We start from the raw sequence: 17014 nt of genomic DNA on the forward strand, positions 1-17014 counted from the left end.
TTACCTTTTGTCCGGTATAACAATTTTACAATCATGAATTTCTGCCCTGACGGTTTCTTCGTCAGACTAACATCAGCAAAAAACCAAGGAGGCCACACAATGAAACAAATCAGAATATTAATCGGGCTGGTTCTGATCCTGACCCTGGCACTGGCACCCAATGCCTTTGCCGCCAAGCGAGACAAGTTCGGTGTCGACAAACGCCACGAAGAAGTAAAAAGAGAGTTGCGTACCATCAAACCATCAACGGAAACCTTCCGTTGGAAGATGGTCATGCCCTGGAGCAAAGGCCTGCTGTTTTATGATATGGCTCAGCATTTTGCAGATTCGGTAGCCCTGGCATCCGGCGGACGTCTTGAAATCAAGCTGTTCTCGGCCGGTGAATTGGTCGGTGCTATGGAATCTTTTGATGCCGTCAGCAAAGGGTCCGCTGAAATCGGCCACGACTGGCCGGGCTACTGGAAAGGCAAGAACGAAAACTTTGTTTCTTTTGCTTCCGTTCCTTTTGGACTGGACGCCGAAGGCTACAACATCTGGCTCTATGAGCGCGGTGGTCTGGAGCAAATGCAGGAACTCTATGGTCGTTACAACCTCTACGCCCTGCCCGGCGGCAATGGTGGCCAGGAAATGGGCCTCTTCTCCAACGTCAAAGCAACCAAAATGTCTGACTACAGCGGCATGCGCATTCGGACTCCGGGTTGGTACATGGATATCCTCAATTCCCTTGGCGCCTCAGTCACTCCGCTACCAGGTGGCGAAGTTTATCTGGCCCTGGAGCGTGGCGTTATCGATGCCGCTGAATTTTCTACACCGGCGATGAACTGGCCGATGGGTTTTGATGAAATCACCAAGTATGTCATTTCCCCCGGCGCTCATCAGCCATCGGTTCAATCCGCCCTCTTCATCAACATGGACGCCTGGAACAAGCTGCCGGCAGACCTGCAGTGGATCGTAAAAATCGCTGCCAAAGAAACCCAGCTCTGGTCAAACGCCTGGCAGGAGAACCTGAACGTTGAGGCCATCAAGATGTTCAAAGAGAAGGTCGAGTTCGTCAAGATGGATGACGAAGCCATCACCGCCTTTGCCAAGCGCACCAAGGAATATCTCGAGGAAGTTAAAGCAAAACATCCCGATGTGAAGAAAACCCTCGATTCACAAGAGCAGTTCAAAGTTGATTTTGCTGACTGGCGCGAGATTCGCAGCGGCCTGACTCCCTGGCCGATTGATGACTACATCAACGGCAAAAGAACCCAGTAACACCAACGCATAAACTCAATCCGGCGGGGGCCCAAACGGGCCCTCGTCTTTCTTGCTACCCGTATTGACTATTAAAGCGAGAAGATCATGTCCATCATAGAAAATTCCATCAACAGCCTGAACGAGCGTGTTGGCAAGCTGACCGCCTATCTGATTATACCATTATTCGCGGTCGTTGTTATTGAAGTCTTTATGCGCTATCTGTTCAACGCACCGACAATCTGGGCATTTGAAGCCACAACCCTGCTGTATGGTTGTCATTTCGCCCTCGGTTTTGCCTACACCTATAAACACGACGGCCATGTCGCCATTGATGTTTTTGAGTCGCGGCTTGAAACCAGGCCCCGCACGATACTGAGGATTATTGTCTCGCTGGTGCTGTTTATTCCGACCATGGGGCTGATGGCAATGGCAGGTATCCGTTATGCTGCCAACTCATGGGAGAACTGGGAGCTGGCCTCATCCTCCTGGGCGCCGCCGCTGTATCCGTTTAAAACCATCATGGCGATTGGCTTTGTGCTGTTGTTGCTCCAAGGCATCGCCAAACTGATCAGCGACTTCCGCTCCTTAAAAAATTAAAATCACCTTTCTGGTCTGGAGATATCGATAATGAGTCCGGAGATAATGACAATTCTCATGTTCGGCACCCTGATGGTGATGATTGCCCTGGGACACCCCCTCGCAATCACTCTGGCAGCGGTCGCCACCCTGTACGGCCTGATTGACAACGGCGGCAACATCCTGCCTTTGTTCGATCTGTTTTTGAATAACAGTTGGGGAATCTTTCTCAACTACGTTCTTGTTGCCATCCCATTATTTATCTTCATGGCTCAGATACTTGATCGGTCCAAGGTCTCGGAAGGTCTGTTTGACGCTCTTTACATCGTCCTGGGAGGACTGCGTGGCGGTCTTGGCATGGCGGTCATCGTCGTTTCAACCGTATTTGCTGCGACCACCGGCATCATCGGCGCATCAGTTGTCGCCATGGGGCTGATGGCTGGACCGGCACTGCTGCGGCGGGGCTATGAACGAGGGCTCTCAGCCGGCATTATCTGCTCATCCGGAACCCTGGGAATTCTGATTCCACCGAGTATTATGCTGGTAGTTTACGGTGGCCTGACCGGCCTGAAAGAGACATCCGTCGGCAATCTGTTTGCCGGCGCGATAATGCCCGGCATTTTGTTGTCCGGCATGTATCTGGCCTACGTCGCGATTCGCTGTACCATTAATCCGAAGCTGGGTCCGGTTATTCCGGTAGAGGATCGCACCTATTCTTTGGGTCAGAAGACCATGATGACCCTGAAAAGCTTCGTTCCCCCTTTTGGTCTCATCCTCACCGTCATGGGGACAATTCTTGCGGGGGTTGCAACCCCGACAGAGGCAGCGGCCCTGGGCTGCCTGGGCGCATTGATTCTTGCGGCCTTCAATAAAAAGCTGACCTGGCAGATGATCTGTCAAGCTTCCGACTCAACCCTGAAAACCACCTGCATGATCATGCTGCTTTTTGTCGGCGGCAAGCTGTTCAGTGTCGTCTTTTTGAGCATGGGTGGTGGCGATGTCGTCGCCGATCTGCTGCTGGGCATGGACGTGCACGAGTATGTTGTTCTGGCGATCATGATGCTGGTGGTTTTTGTTATGGGGATGTTTATTGACTGGGCAGCGATCCTGCTGGTTGTCGTTCCGATCTTCACGCCGATCGCCATGGACCTTGACTTCAATCCTCTGTGGTTCGCCATGCTGGTCTGTATCAACCTGCAGACATCCTTTTTAACCCCGCCCTTCGGTTACGCCCTGTTCTATTTCAAGGGGGTAGCACCGCCCGAGTACAGCATGGGCGACATTTACCGCGGGATTATTCCATTTGTCCTGATTCAAATCCTCGGTCTGGCAGCCATCATTGCCTTTCCGCAAATCGTTACCTGGTTGCCCGATCTGTTCTTTGGGCGCAGATAAACCACCATTTTCAACTTTCCAGCAGGGATGTCAGTAATGCTACCCAAAATTAAAAAAATACTTTACGCAACGGGCATGGAGGCAAGCGCTCCCTATGTTTATCGCTATGCCCTGATGACGGCAAAACAGCATGATGCCCAGATTATTGCCGTTTCGGCTTTGGAAAAACTGTCGAGCTTTGCCCAAAGCCTGGTGGAATTGCACATTACCCAGGAACAGTCAAAAGAGATCCACAACAAAACTCTGGCTTATGCAAAGGAACGGCTGCAAGATCGGATCAAGCGCCTCTGTGACGCCGAGTGTGGTCCTGATCCGCAATACGCTGAACGGCTTGACAGCATCATGATCAAAGAAGGTCCAGCATCTCAGGTTATCCTGACGGTCGCCAAAGAGCAGGATGTCGATTTGATCATCATGGGTTCGCATCGACACTCAGCACTCGAAGATGCTGTTTTGGGAAGTACTACCAGCAAAGTGCTGCATAGCACCACAATACCGGTACTCGTCGTGCGGATCCCGGACGGCTATCACGAAGAAGGATACTGATTATCAGCAAACCGCATGCAGTCTGATGTTTTTCTGACTGCATGCGGACCGTTCTCCTGCTTTTCACAACAGCTCGTCCTTGATTCTGTTATCAAGATCCGCGGGTGGTGTCAAAAAGGAAAAACCGGATTCCGCCTGAACATTCATGAAATGGCGCTGGAAATTTCCTTCTGACACGATTATTTGTCACTAAAATCGCTCCTGCATAGGGTACTGAGTCTTGGTTCAACAGTTAGTTAAACTCCTCCCGTAGATATCAGTAACCTTGATCCGTCAAATTGCTTCAGCACCACTGATCAAACACGCCTGGCTTATCCTTGTCATAAAAAACAACGTTATATTTGCTTGACACAACAATAAAACATGGATTATCTTTTGGTAATACCATTTTACCACTTTACCATAAAGACAACTCGCTCAACGCTGTCATTTATCGTGTTGAATATGGCAGCAGGGCGCTCTACAGGAATTCACGAGGCTTCCCATGATTGCACAAAGCGCCATGCAACAACTTGAACAGGCTCTTGGAAAAGAAAAACTGGTGACGGCTAAGGAAGACCTGCTGGTATTGGGTTATGACTCGACACCGGGTTTACATGCTACCCCTGACATTGTCATCTATCCTACCAACACCGAAGAAATCGTCCGCATTGTCGAAATTGCCCGCGACCACAACCTCCCTTTGACGCCACGTGGTAGCGCGACCGGCCTCTCTGGCGGGAGTATTCCGGTTAATGGCGGCATCGTTATCTGTCTGAACAAGATGAACCGTATTCTGGAGATTGATGAAGAAAATCTCACTGCAACCTGTGAACCGGGAGTAGTGACTCTCGATCTGTTCAACGCGGTTGCAGAAAAAGGTCTGTTTTATCCGCCCGATCCCGGCTCACAGAAAATCTCTACCCTGGCCGGCAATGTCATGGAAGATGCCGGTGGTCTGCGCGGACTGAAATATGGCGTGACCCGCGATTATGTCATGGCATTGAGCTGTGTTCTGGCCGATGGCAGCCTGATTTCCACCGGCGGTAAAAGCGTCAAGGATGTGGCCGGTTATGCCTTCAAGGACCTGCTGGTTGGATCAGAAGGCACCTTAGGCATTATCACCGAGATCACCGTCAAACTCATTCCACCGCCGCAGACAAAACAGACCTTTCTTGCTTATTTTGACAATATTCGCACCGCCGGCGAGGCCGTTTCGAAAATCATCGCCGCCAAGATCATCCCTTCGACCATGGAGATCATGGACAAAGCTACCATCAACTGTGTCGAAGATTATGTCGGGATCGGTCTGCCCCGGCAGATGGCGGCCCTGCTGTTAATTGAGGTTGATGGACACCCGGCGGTAGTTGCTGAAGAAGCCGACGCTCTGAACAAGATCCTGGAACAGGTAGGTGCGGCTGAAGTTCATCAGGCCAAAGACGCGCAGGACGCCTCGAAGCTGGCTGAAGCCCGCCGCACGGCCCTGTCGGCTCTGGCACGCGTATCACCCACCACACTCCTTGAAGATGCCACCGTGCCACGCTCCAAGCTGGCGGACACCTTCGCCCTGATTGAACAATTGACCGAGAAATACCAACTCACCGTCGGCACCTTTGGTCACGCCGGTGACGGCAACCTGCATCCGACCGTCCTTTGTGATGAACGCAACCAGGATGAGATGAAACGTGCCCACGCCTTTTACGACGAACTCTATGAGCAGGTACTGGCCTGGGGAGGCACTGTATCGGGGGAGCATGGTATCGGGATTGCGAAGAAAGGCTATCTTGCCAAACAGATCGGTCCCGGCGGGGTGGCCGTTATGCGCCGGATCAAGTCGGCTTTTGATCCTCAGGGAATCATGAATCCCGGTAAAATTTTTATCAGTGAGCAGGAGTAGATCATGAGCGATCAGCAACAGCTGAGCAACTTCACCCCCCAGGATGCCCCGGCTTACGAGGACGTCCTGCAATGTATGCGGTGTGGCTTCTGCTTGCCGACCTGTCCAACCTTTGCCTTGACCGGACGGGAACGTTCCAGCCCGCGTGGCCGTGTTGCCCTGGCCCGGGCCGTCGCTGAAGGCAAGCTCGATTTTAATCAGGCCATGAAGGATGAAGCCTTTTTCTGTCTTGATTGCCGTGCCTGCACGACCGCCTGTCCATCGGGAGTCAGAGCTGGAGAGGTCATGGAGGTCTGCCGTGCCCAGGTGCATCAGCAGCTGCCGGCACCAAAATGGCAGGGATCCTTACGCAACCTGGTCTTGAAAAAAATGGTGCCGAACCCCGGACTGATGGAAACTTCGATGCTGCCGGCGCGCCTCTACCAGAAACTCGGCATTCAGTGGCTGGTGCGTAACAGCAGGATACTGAAGCTGGGGCCAACCTGGATCGACAAAGCTGAAGGCATGCTGCCGGAGCTGCACCGCCCACTGAGACCGCAGTTGCCCGACATCAGTCCGGCCAAAGGGGAAAGCCGCGGCACTGTCGCCTTTTTTCTCGGATGTGTCATGACCCTGCTCTACCCCGAGGTGTCGCGCCAGACGGTCAAGGTGCTAAATCATCAGGGATTTGATGTGATTACGCCCAAAGAACAGAAATGCTGTGGCGCTCCCCATCTGACCGAGGGCGATCGGGAAACAACCCGCGAGATTGCCGCATTCAATCTGGACCTGTTTCTTGATCTGGACGTCGATGCGATTGTGACCGATTGTGCCGGTTGCGGAGCGGCGCTGAAGGAATACGAGGAAATCCTGGGCGAGCGGGAGGACCATGAGCGTCTTCACCTCTTTCATCAGAAGATCAAGGACATCAGTGAGTTCTTATGCGAACAGGGGATACGTACCGAGGGGCTTAAGCCGGTTAACAAGAGTGTCACCTATCACGAACCCTGCCATTTGTGCCATGCTCAAGGGATCAGCAAGCAGCCGCGCGAGATGATTCAATCTATTCCGGGAGTCGAATTCCGGGAAATGAAAGAGGCATCATGGTGTTGTGGCTCGGCGGCCACCTTCAGCCTCAAATTTACCGACGAAAGCCAGAAGATTCTCGACCGCAAACTGGAAAATGTCCAAAAAACCGGCGCCGAGATCCTGGTGACCGGCAATCCCGGCTGTCATCTGCAGCTCGCCTGGGGATTACAGCAGGCCCGGATGCCGCAACCTGTGCTTCACATTACTGAACTATTGGGGCTGGCGACACCGGATTAACAAGTTTTCGTGGGAAATGGTTCTTCTCCAATTTGAAAATGGTGCCGGTTTCACCCGGAAACGCCAAATGGGGGCCCCCTGTATCCCTTCAGTGCTTGACCAGACTGGTTCCGGGGGCCAGGCTCGGATGAGTGCACAACAGGGCAAAGGCGACATCGGCAGAGACGGCTTCGCCGTACAGATAGCCCTGGACTTCATGGCATCCCAGCTGCCGCAAATGCTCCAGCTGGATCAGGTTTTCGACTCCCTTTGCCATCAGGGTTAAATTAAGGCCGCGCGCCATCATGGCAATACCATCGGCGATTCGTGCCCGTCCCACATCCTGCGTAATGTCGCGCACAAAGGAGCGATCGATCATCAAGGTATTGACCGGATAGTCCCGTAGATAATTGAGCGAGGAATGGCCACAACCAAAATCGTCAATGGCAACGGAGACGCCCATGCGGCTCAAGACCCGCAATATCTTGGCTACCCCGCTGGAGCCATCCAGCATCCCCTGTTCGGTAATCTGGATTTCGAACAGCTCCGCTTCGATCCCGGCCGCCTTGATGGTGGCGGTAAACTTATCAGCGTAGTCATCCTGCTGCAGCTGGATCACGGACAGATTGAGTGACACCCTGATCGGAGGTAATCCCTGCCGTCTCCAGCGCAACATCTCCTCACAAACCTGGTGCAGCACCCAATCTCCGATCGGGATAATCTGCCGGGTTTTTTCGGCAACGTGAATAAAGTCCCCGGGGCAAAGCAAACCGCGATAGGGATGCTGCCACCGCAGCAATGCTTCCATGCCGACGATATGGCCGCTTGTCGGATCCACCTTGGGCTGGAAAAACACCTGCAGCTGGTTGCAATCCATGGCACTTCTTAATTCTTTCTCAATGTTCACGCCTCCCAGTAGCTTTCCCATCTGGCGTTCATACACGCAATAACCATTTTTACCTGTATCCTTGGTATGATACATGGCAATATCGGCACTGTGAAGCAACGTATCAATGGTTTCGCCCCCTTCAGGATAAAGGGCAATTCCCATACTGGCGCTCAAACGCACGTCATGACCATCAACAGTCAAGGGCAGACGAACCGCTGCGAGGATTTTTTCCGCGACAACGGTCACATCCTCCAGCGAAGTAATATTGACCAGAAGCAGTGAAAACTCATCTCCACCGAAGCGACTGACCGTATCTTCAGCACGCACACACTTAAGAATACGTCCAGCCACCTGCTGCAGAATACGGTCACCAACTAGATGGCCATAGCTGTCATTGATTTCCTTGAAAAAATCCAGGTCGATAAAAATGACCGCTATTCTCGTATTGCTGCGAGTCGCATGGGCCAGGGCCTGGGTCATGCGATCAGCAAAAAGAAGACGGTTAGGCAACCGGGTCAACAGGTCATGATATGCCTGATAGCTGATCTGTTCTTCTGAACGCTTTCGCTCGGTGATATCGCGGGCACTGCCGAGAGTTCCGACAAACTCTCTCTTGCCGGCGCTGTTCTGGGCATATACTCCCATCGCATTGAGCTCCACCAGGAGATCTTCCCCGCCTTGTCCCTGCAGGCTGTTCCGGCTTGACTGCAGACGAATTTCCGTACTGCGCGTCGCCCGTTCACCGGTACGCTGTTCACTAAAAAACCGATGTGCAATGTCGGCATTATTAGGATGGATCAGACAGGAAAAATGACGTCCGATAATCTCGTGACGTTTGTAACCCAACAACCCCTCGACCATATCATTAGCAAAGGTGAATACCCCGTCAGCATTGAGCATATAAATGAAGTCAGGGGAATTATTGACAATAAAACGGTGCATCCGCTCCGATTCCTCAAGGGCTAATTCGGTACGGCGCAACTGTAGCCGGTATTGCTGACGCTCAATTCCACGGCTGACGCTCACCAGCAGATCTTCCGGACGATACGGCTTGCGGACAAAATCATAGGCACCCAACCGCAAGGCATCTTTAATAGAAACAACGGAACTATCTGAAACCAGAACAATAATTTCTACATCGAGGGAGGAGTTTCGAACGCCTTCGATCAGGTGGCAACTGTCGCGACCGGAAATCTGCAAATCAAGCAACAACAGAGCGTAGCGCCCCTGTGCGAGTTTTTTTCCTGCTTCATCACAAGAGGTTGACAGTTCGGTACGATAGCCATTGATACGCAACAAGGCCTGCAGACTGTAAAGCAAAGGCAACTGCTCACCGACAATCAGAATTCCTGCAGTCGGGTCCTTCGATTTCGTCGTATAATCCTGTTGCATGTTCATCCCCCCTCATTTATGTAAACAGGCTGAAATCATCCACAACCGGCAGTTGCAGATAAAAACTGGTGCCCTTCTCCGGGCCACTGTGACAGCTGATCCGCCCTCCAAGATCTTCCACCATTCCCTTAACGATACTTAAACCCGAGCCGGCATGCCCTCCCCCTTTGGGGCTGACAACCGGTCGGAACAACCGGTCCCTGATGGCAGGAGGTATGCCGGGTCCATCATCGGCGATATGAATTTCCACATAGCGCCCACGTTCAGAACAGAAACCCTCACGGGTCGCAAGGGTGATGTGGCCCCCATGATCGACGGCCTCGGCTGCGTTTTTGATCAAATTGACCAGGATCTGTCGAATCAGGATTGCCATGCTTGATAGTCGCGGAAGATCCTGCTGGAACTGTTGTTTCACCTCAATATTGCGGGGCGTCAATTCGGCTTCGCGCAAAGTATCAACTGTCTCCTGCACCAGTTGGTTGATATCGATCTCCTGGTCAGGAAATTCATAGGTATCCTGCTGATTAAGATAGTAGTGGACAATTTCGTCGACCCGTTGTGATTCCTGCTTGATGGCTTCAGCCAGCTCCCGGCCGGACCTGCCTGACAAATTGTGCTTCAGCACCTCGGCATAATTGCCGATAATTGTCAAAGGACTGCTGATTTCATGATTCACCCGACGCAGCAGCAGAGCACCATCCCCGATGCGATTGAATTCTCCCATCGACACCTGTGCCAGCGCCGTGCTGACGATCGGGTGCAAAATGGCTATTGCCGGAGCTTCAAGTCCGGCAGCATCGTGGGGATTATCAAATCCAAAAACTACCACCGCCAGGGGATGATCATTGGAACTCAAGGGATAACACACGAAGCCCTGTCCGCCACATAGTCGCATGAGCAGGTGATCGGTCACTGTCAAGGGTTGATCCGCGGCAAAGCTGCTGACAGCACCCTCGCCGGATAGTGCACGGGCCGCCAGGCTCGCTTCACTGATCAACGGAAGCTTCAACTCGCGTGACAAGCGGGAACCGTCTTTTGAGGAAATACCGATCAGTTCCTGGCGACGCTGATCAAGCAGAAAGAAATGAATCTTTTTGGCCTGACTGTTTTCCAGATAGAGACTCCTGGCGATCTCGGCAATATCTTCCGGGGTTGTGCCGGTTGTCAATCGGGCGCGGGCGGCCTCCTGACTGGCAACCAGAAAAATCTGCCGGGTTAACCGTCGACAGGCTTTGTTGAAGACCTCTACAGCTGAAGCATCGTCATCCTTGTCGCTGAAGGCCGGAGCAGAAAGGCTGGTCACCCATTCGAAAAGATAGTCTGTTTCTGACGGACGCAGATTGAAAAACAACTCGCCCAGGCGCCCGGCTTCAGGATCTAAATCACCGTCACTGGCGGCAAAAAGCTGGGCCATTCTGGCAATCCGGAAAAGGGGATTGGCTGTTTGCAGCTGACCGCTGTCAACCGTTAGAAAACGGACGGCATCGGCCAGAAAGGAATCAAGTCCCCAGCGTTCAATCTTGTCTGCCGCCAATCTGAGATGGTCGATCTGAAAGTCCTGCTGCTCCCATACTGCTTGTTTTTCACAACTCCAGGAGACTGGCGCCTTGTCCAGGAACAGGTCTGCGTGTTGAGCTAACAGCTGATAAAGTCCAAGATTCTGCAACAGTCCACAGAGCTGGGCTTCTTCAATATAGGGATAATTAACCGAAGGAGCGATACAGCGGGCCGCCTGGCCGGTAAAACGCGATGTCCGCCACAGTCTCTTTAAATAGGATATTTCTGCTACCGACAACTTGTGCTCCAGAACCTGCCGGGCCGACTGCAGAACCAGGCTGACAATCATCGGATAGCCCAGGGAATTCACCGCAGCAGTAACCGGCTCGGTGGCATCCAGTTTATGGTGACAACCTTTCACGGCAACGTCTATTAAATGAGCAGCGAAGGGTGCGTCCTGTAAAATGATCTCAACAACGGTCTGGGGACTGGCACTTTGAAGACAAGCGGATAGCAGGTCGGCAAGGACATCGGGCCGGGAAAGCAAAGAGGATCCGTGCACACCACAGGCTTCTGCGGGCGGCTCCGGTAATGGTTGTTTTTTGTTGATTGAAATGACCCCCATAGATACATTCCTTGCGCATGAACTGAGCATGTGTCTCATCATTATTCATCAGTTAGCGTAGATTAGCAAGAACAAAAAAAAAGAATTCTGCTTAACATTCAGGTATTTAGGCGCAGAAGAACGCGTAGAAAATCTCATAATAAAAAACTCACAATCTCATATTTCTCTCATCGAAGCCAAGCAAGGTGTCGAAACCAGAGCCTATTTTATATTTATTTAACAAAAAACTAATCCTGCAAGATTAAAAAATCACCCTAATCATGACCCATGCCACCACCCTGTCGGCGGTAATAATTTTTTGACAGCTACCTGCTTTCCCTCTACCCTGCAAATAAAGCAACAAGGAACTCATTTGGAGTACTTACATGAACACACCGGCGCAAAAACAGATCGACCAGATCATTAAAACCCTTGACGAATTCGGCAAAGAGAATCTGGTCGAGATTTTACGCCGCATCAGCCAGGGGGTTCAGCTGGTCAGTGGTGGCGGGCATTGCCGCATCTACCTTGAGGACCTGACCATGGGTTCCCTAAGCTGCGCCGCCGCGGAAAGTGATGATCTCCAGGGAATCAGCGAGCCAACCTTCCCTATTAATGACAGCTTCTTTCCGATTCCGCAGGTCTATCAGCAAAAGCAGGAAATGGCAGTGAATAGCCTGTCACGGCATTCGCAAACCACAGTAACCACAGATGATCCCTTGCAACCGTCCTATTATCTGCTGCCTATTCTTCATCTTGGGCGCGCTATCGGGGTTGTCAGTCTTGACCGCAGTGGCGCTGTGCAGCCACCCTCAGAGCTGCTGCTGCGGCCATTGCGCAAACTGCTGAGCGAGGCAGCACCCAGCCTGAACCGCGCCCGCAAGTACCACCAGCAGCTGCTCCTTGCCCGGCGTGTCGACGAGGCCAAGAAGCGCGAAGCCGCCCTGTTCATGGTGAAGTCGGCGGCGCAGCTGATCGATCGCGTGGCGCTGGCCTCGGTGCTCATCCCGGTACCCTCCGGCATCGACGGTGAACGCACCCTGGAAATCCTCGCTTCCTACTCCAAGGAACGCGAGGCACGGCGGCTTTACGAAGAAGAGAAGCTAATCAACCTGGCGCCCGGGGAATCCCTGATATCCCGCTTTATCGATCGCGCCGGCGTGATTATCGACGATAGCCTGCTGGCCCCCCTGTATATTGAAGACCTGGCCGTTGAAACCCTGCAGAAACGCTATCTGACCGAAAACCTGGGCCTCAAATCCCTCTACATCGTTCCCCGTTATGACAAACACAATCGTCGTGTTATCTGCCTGGTCAACTACTATACCAAGGATCGCTACCACTTCAGCTCCTTTGAGCGTGATCTGCTCGATGCCCACGCGGAAATGGCACAACGGGTGGTGCAGGAAATCGGCGATGAGCACCTTGAAATTCAGATCCTGTCAGAAATCGGCGATTTACTGCAGCAGTCAAGCGATGGTTTGCGTCCCTTTTTGCACCGGGTGCTTTCCAAGGCAACCCAGCTGATCGGTGCTGACACCGGCAGTCTGGCCCTGGTGCGCGAATTTCAGGGGGAACGCTGGCTGCTGGTGGAAGACGACCAGGGCAATTTGATCGGTGCAAAAAACAAGGAGTGGCTGAAAAAGTATATTCCCCCCATCCTCATCGGCGGTACGGAGCTCCCTCCCGGCCAGCGCAGCCTGACTGGCCTCGCCGCCGCCACCCGCCGCCCGCAGATTCTTGATGATTGTCATGAAGGCAGTGATGAAGAGAAGTTCTACCGTCCGGTGACCGAGGCGATTCGTAGTGAAATCGCAGTACCGGTGGTTTACGAAGACGAGGTTCTGGCAGTTGTCTGTCTCGACAGCCTGCGCCCCCATTACTTCACCGATGAGCATCAGCGTATCCTGCAGATTATTGCGAGGATGATCGGCCACCATCTGTCAATTCTGCAGAAAATCGATCAACTCACCAGCGAAATCGACCGTCTGCGCCAGGATGTCGGCTACAAAGACCCGCAAATCACTTCTTATCGCCTCGGCAATATCATCGGCAATTCCAGCAAAGCTCAGGAGATCATCACCACCATCCAGCGCATCAGTCCGCCTTTGTGCGAGCGCATCACTCAGTGGCACAAACAGGGGGTGCCCGATCAGGGCGAATTTCTTGGCCTGCCCTCCATTCTGATCACCGGTGAAACCGGTGCCGGCAAGGAGTTTCTGTTCAACAACTTTTACACTGAACTTAACCGCACTTTTCGGCAGTTGCTGCCTGGCCGCAGCAGTTTGCCGCTGAAAAAAACCAATATTGCCGCCTACAGTGGCGACCTCACCTATTCCGAGCTGTTTGGCCACAAACGTGGGGCGTTTACCGGTGCCCACAATGATCGCCGTGGCATCCTTGAGGAAGCCCATGGCGGGGTGGTGTTCCTGGATGAGATTGGTGATGCAGACCCTAAGACCCAGGTACAGCTGTTACGATTTCTTGACAGTGGCGAATTTATCCGTCTCGGTGAAAATATCACCCGCCACTCTCAGGTGCTCCTGGTAGCCGGCACCAACCGTGATTTGCGTCAGCTGATCGCGGACGGAACATTTCGCGAAGATCTTTATCACCGTCTTTCCGAACTGATTATCGCTGTTCCATCCCTCAATCAACGCCGGGAAGACATCCCTGACCTGGCCATTCACCTGCTTGGCCGCCTGTTTCAGGCCTACCACAAACAGGACGACAAAAACTCTCAACCAGCTCTCAGCCAGAAGGCCAAAAACCTGCTGAGCCGCCATCATTACACCGGCAATATCCGCGAACTGCGCAGTATCCTGTTGCGCGGCATGCTGTTGCGCCGGGGTGATGTGATCGACGTCGAGGAAATTACCAACGCCCTGCAACCACAGTCCTTCAGCCGCGCTGACAGGAGCGACCACAACAAAGCGCTGAACAATCAACTGGCCGAGGAAATCTTGCAGAAGGTTATCCAGCAGGAACAGAACTTCTGGTCAGCGCTCTACGAACCCTATGCTCGTCAGGAAATCACCCGTGATCTGGTACTCAAAGTGGTGGAAAAGGCGCGCACGGAAGGGGCGACCAATATGCCCAAACTGGCGCGACTGCTGGCCGCCTGTGACCCGTCATCAAGTGACGAAAAAGAAAAGAAGCGTTTTTACCGCTTTAAAAACTTTTTTTATAAAACCGTCAAGCTCCGCTGGTAGGCTGGTACCCTGCAACTCATAGAATGTCGCAACGATTGCGCAGGATTTTGGCGTGCCAAAAGACAAGCAAGATGCGATAGATTGTGGGATACAGTGCACTAAATGCCGGCATGCAGCAGCCGCTCAACCTGACGGCGATCCTTCTCGGCCCAGGGGCCGACAACGGCCAGATTTATGGTTGACGGCGTCAACAGCTGTTGTACCACCTGCTGCACATTTTCTGCGCTAAGGCTCAACAACTCCTGGCGATCCTGCTCCAGGGTGCGCAGATAATCGGCCTGTAGCCCCCAGCCGTAACGTACCGCCAGCGATTCACTCTGGTCACGGCTGAACTCAAGATCAAACAGATAGGTTTTGACCGCGGCCGCCAGTTCGGCAGGGCAGAGCGGCTCATCGCGCAGACGTTTTAATATTGCCAGCACCTCCGCCACAGCGGCACACAGGTTGTCAGGGGCAACCGCGGTATCGATAGCCAGATACCCGGTATCATCCAACAACAGACAGCTGACTTCGACCGAGTAGGTCAAGCCGAGTTCTTCGCGCAGCCGCAATGGCAGGCGCGCGCCTGCCCCCCATCCCAGTATCCGGCGCAACAGACGGATCGCCATGGTGCGTTCATCGTTACGTCCGGGCAAACGAAACGCCAGCTGGAAACTGACCTGGGAATCAGAATCCTGAACCCAGCGACTGCACGGCACCCACTGCCGCGATTCTTCCAAAGGCACCAGCGCGCGCGGTACTCGTGGCTGCCAGTCGCCGAATTCCCGCTCAGCAGCCAGGCGCAATACCGCAGGATCGACTGCGCCGCAGGCACAGATCACCAGGTTACCGGGATGGTACCAGTCACGATAATAGGCTTCAAGCTGCTGGCGGCCAATCGCATTCAAGGTCTCGGGGGAACCGATCAGCGATGCGCCCAACGGGTGATCCGGCCACAGCAGTTCGACCATCAGATTATCGAGGTTAACCTGTTCACCGCGCTCGTTAAAGTCCTCCCGCGCCTCTTCAAGAATAATCTTCCGCTCAGTATCCATCTCGTTGAAACTGGGTCGTCGCAGCATGGAGGCAAACAACGCAACTCCGCGCTCAACATAATCAGGGTGAACCCGGGAATGGAAACAGGTGGTTTCAACATCGGTCGAAGCATTCACCGCCCCGCCAATCTCCTCAAAAGCACGTTCCAGTTCGGTACTGTCGGCAAACTCGGCCGTACCACGAAACAGCATGTGCTCGAGAAAATGTGAAATCCCCGACTGGGTCAGTGGCTCACATCGCCCGCCGACAGCAACATAACAGACCAGCTCCACCGCGTGCTGGTGGGGCATTGGCACCGTGACCAGGCGAATACCGTTGGGAAGTTGATCGATGAGATATTCTTCCATAGAGATTCTTCTCATGCCGAAGCTGATCGGCTGTTGTGCAGAAAGGACAACGGGCCACCGTTCGACGATAGCCCGTTGATAGATTATTTTATCGCTGTGTCTTACCTTGCCAGCAACCGTGCCGCTTCCTTGGCGTGGTAGGTGATGATCAGATCGGCACCGGCGCGTTTCATTCCCAGCAGAGTCTCCATCATCACCCCATCCCCATCGATCCAGCCCCTTTGTGCTGCCGCCTTGACCATGCTGTATTCGCCGGACACGTTGTAGGCAACCAGTGGCAGATCAAAGTTGTCTTTTAATTCACGCAGCAGATCCAGATAGGCCAGAGCCGGCTTAACCATGAGAAAATCCGCCGCTTCAGCCACATCCTGGGCCGCTTCGCGCAACGCCTCCCGGCGGTTGGCGGGATCCATCTGGTAGCTGCGACGGTCACCAAAACCGGGGGTACTTTCCGCCGCTTCCCGGAATGGCCCGTAGTAGCTGCTGGCATATTTGACCGCATAGCTCATGATCGGAATATGCTCAAAACCATGCTCATCCAGGATCGCCCTGATCGCTGCAATGCGCCCATCCATCATGTCAGACGGAGCAATCACATCGGCCCCGGCCCGGGCATGGCTCAACGCCTCTTGGGCGAGCAACTCCAGGGTCGCATCGTTATCGACATCCCCGTCCGTGATGACCCCGCAGTGGCCATGGTCGGTGTATTCACACAGGCAGACATCGGTAATCACCAATAGTCCCGGAACCTCGGCCTTGATGGCACGGATGGTGTTTTGAATAATCCCGCTGTCACTGTAGGCATCGCTGCCGACGGCATCCTTGGTTTCCGGAATACCGAACAGAATGACCGCCGGAACCCCCAGATCGTGCACCTCTTTAGCTTCAGCAACGATATGCTCGATCGACTGCTGATAGATGCCGGGCATGGAGCTGATCTCCTTTTTGACATTCGTGCCAAAAGCACTGAACATGGGGTAGATCAGATCATCAATCCGCAGATGGGTTTCACGTACCATGCGCCGTAATGTGGGGTTGCGGCGCAGACGGCGAGGACGATAATCAGGGAAATTCATAGGTCACTCCTGTTATAATGTCTTGGATTGCTAATCTTAAGATAAT

Annotated in this window: 11 protein-coding genes; 7 read left to right on the plus strand and 4 right to left on the minus strand. The window is 53.3% G+C overall.

Features of this window, described 5'->3' with window-relative positions:
• Window positions 1-99: 99 nt before the first annotated feature.
• From AC1931_RS10935 to AC1931_RS10960, 6 genes are all read left to right on the plus strand, one after another.
• Window positions 100-1257 (plus strand): TRAP transporter substrate-binding protein, encoded by a 1158-nt coding sequence (locus AC1931_RS10935; protein ID WP_483877300.1) that lies wholly within the window; start codon window positions 100-102, stop codon window positions 1255-1257.
• A gap of 87 nt (window positions 1258-1344) precedes the next feature.
• Window positions 1345-1836 (plus strand): TRAP transporter small permease subunit, encoded by a 492-nt coding sequence (locus tag AC1931_RS10940; RefSeq protein WP_483877301.1) that lies wholly within the window; start codon window positions 1345-1347, stop codon window positions 1834-1836.
• A 30-nt stretch (window positions 1837-1866) separates the two neighbouring features.
• Window positions 1867-3210: a TRAP transporter large permease gene (locus AC1931_RS10945; protein WP_483877302.1), complete on the plus strand. Its 1344-nt coding sequence runs from the start codon at window positions 1867-1869 to the stop codon at window positions 3208-3210.
• Window positions 3211-3246: 36 nt separating this feature from the next.
• A complete protein-coding gene (locus AC1931_RS10950) occupies window positions 3247-3756 on the plus strand; it encodes a universal stress protein (protein ID WP_483877303.1) in 510 nt (169 codons plus the stop codon).
• A gap of 484 nt (window positions 3757-4240) precedes the next feature.
• On the plus strand, window positions 4241-5632 hold the full coding sequence (locus AC1931_RS10955) for an FAD-binding oxidoreductase (RefSeq protein WP_483877304.1): 1392 nt from the start codon (window positions 4241-4243) through the stop codon (window positions 5630-5632).
• 3 nt (window positions 5633-5635) lie between these two features.
• Window positions 5636-6937, plus strand: a complete 1302-nt coding sequence (locus AC1931_RS10960) for a (Fe-S)-binding protein (protein ID WP_483877305.1) — start codon at window positions 5636-5638, stop codon at window positions 6935-6937.
• Window positions 6938-7025: 88 nt separating this feature from the next.
• Here AC1931_RS10960 and AC1931_RS10965 read toward each other — a convergent pair whose 3' ends face one another.
• Window positions 7026-9203 carry a putative bifunctional diguanylate cyclase/phosphodiesterase gene (locus AC1931_RS10965; RefSeq protein WP_483877306.1) on the minus strand — a complete coding sequence of 726 codons (2178 nt, stop codon included), beginning with the start codon at window positions 9201-9203 and terminating at the stop codon, window positions 7026-7028.
• Between the two features lie 10 nt (window positions 9204-9213).
• Window positions 9214-11319, minus strand: a complete 2106-nt coding sequence (locus tag AC1931_RS10970; RefSeq protein ID WP_483877307.1) for an ATP-binding protein — start codon at window positions 11317-11319, stop codon at window positions 9214-9216.
• 365 nt (window positions 11320-11684) lie between these two features.
• Between AC1931_RS10970 and AC1931_RS10975 the strand changes: the two genes are divergently transcribed.
• Entirely contained in the window at window positions 11685-14510 is a 2826-nt protein-coding gene (locus AC1931_RS10975) for a GPMC system transcriptional regulator (RefSeq protein ID WP_483877308.1), read from the plus strand.
• A gap of 98 nt (window positions 14511-14608) precedes the next feature.
• On the opposite strand, the gene AC1931_RS10980 is transcribed toward AC1931_RS10975, so the two are convergent.
• Complete coding sequence (locus tag AC1931_RS10980) at window positions 14609-15892, minus strand: M16 family metallopeptidase (protein WP_483877309.1); 1284 nt, start codon at window positions 15890-15892, stop codon at window positions 14609-14611.
• Between the two features lie 101 nt (window positions 15893-15993).
• Window positions 15994-16968 carry a porphobilinogen synthase gene (gene hemB / locus AC1931_RS10985; protein WP_483877310.1) on the minus strand — a complete coding sequence of 325 codons (975 nt, stop codon included), beginning with the start codon at window positions 16966-16968 and terminating at the stop codon, window positions 15994-15996.
• Between the last annotated feature and the right edge of the window lie 46 nt (window positions 16969-17014).

It is taken from the genome of Pelovirga sp. C15f, from assembly GCF_057178085.1.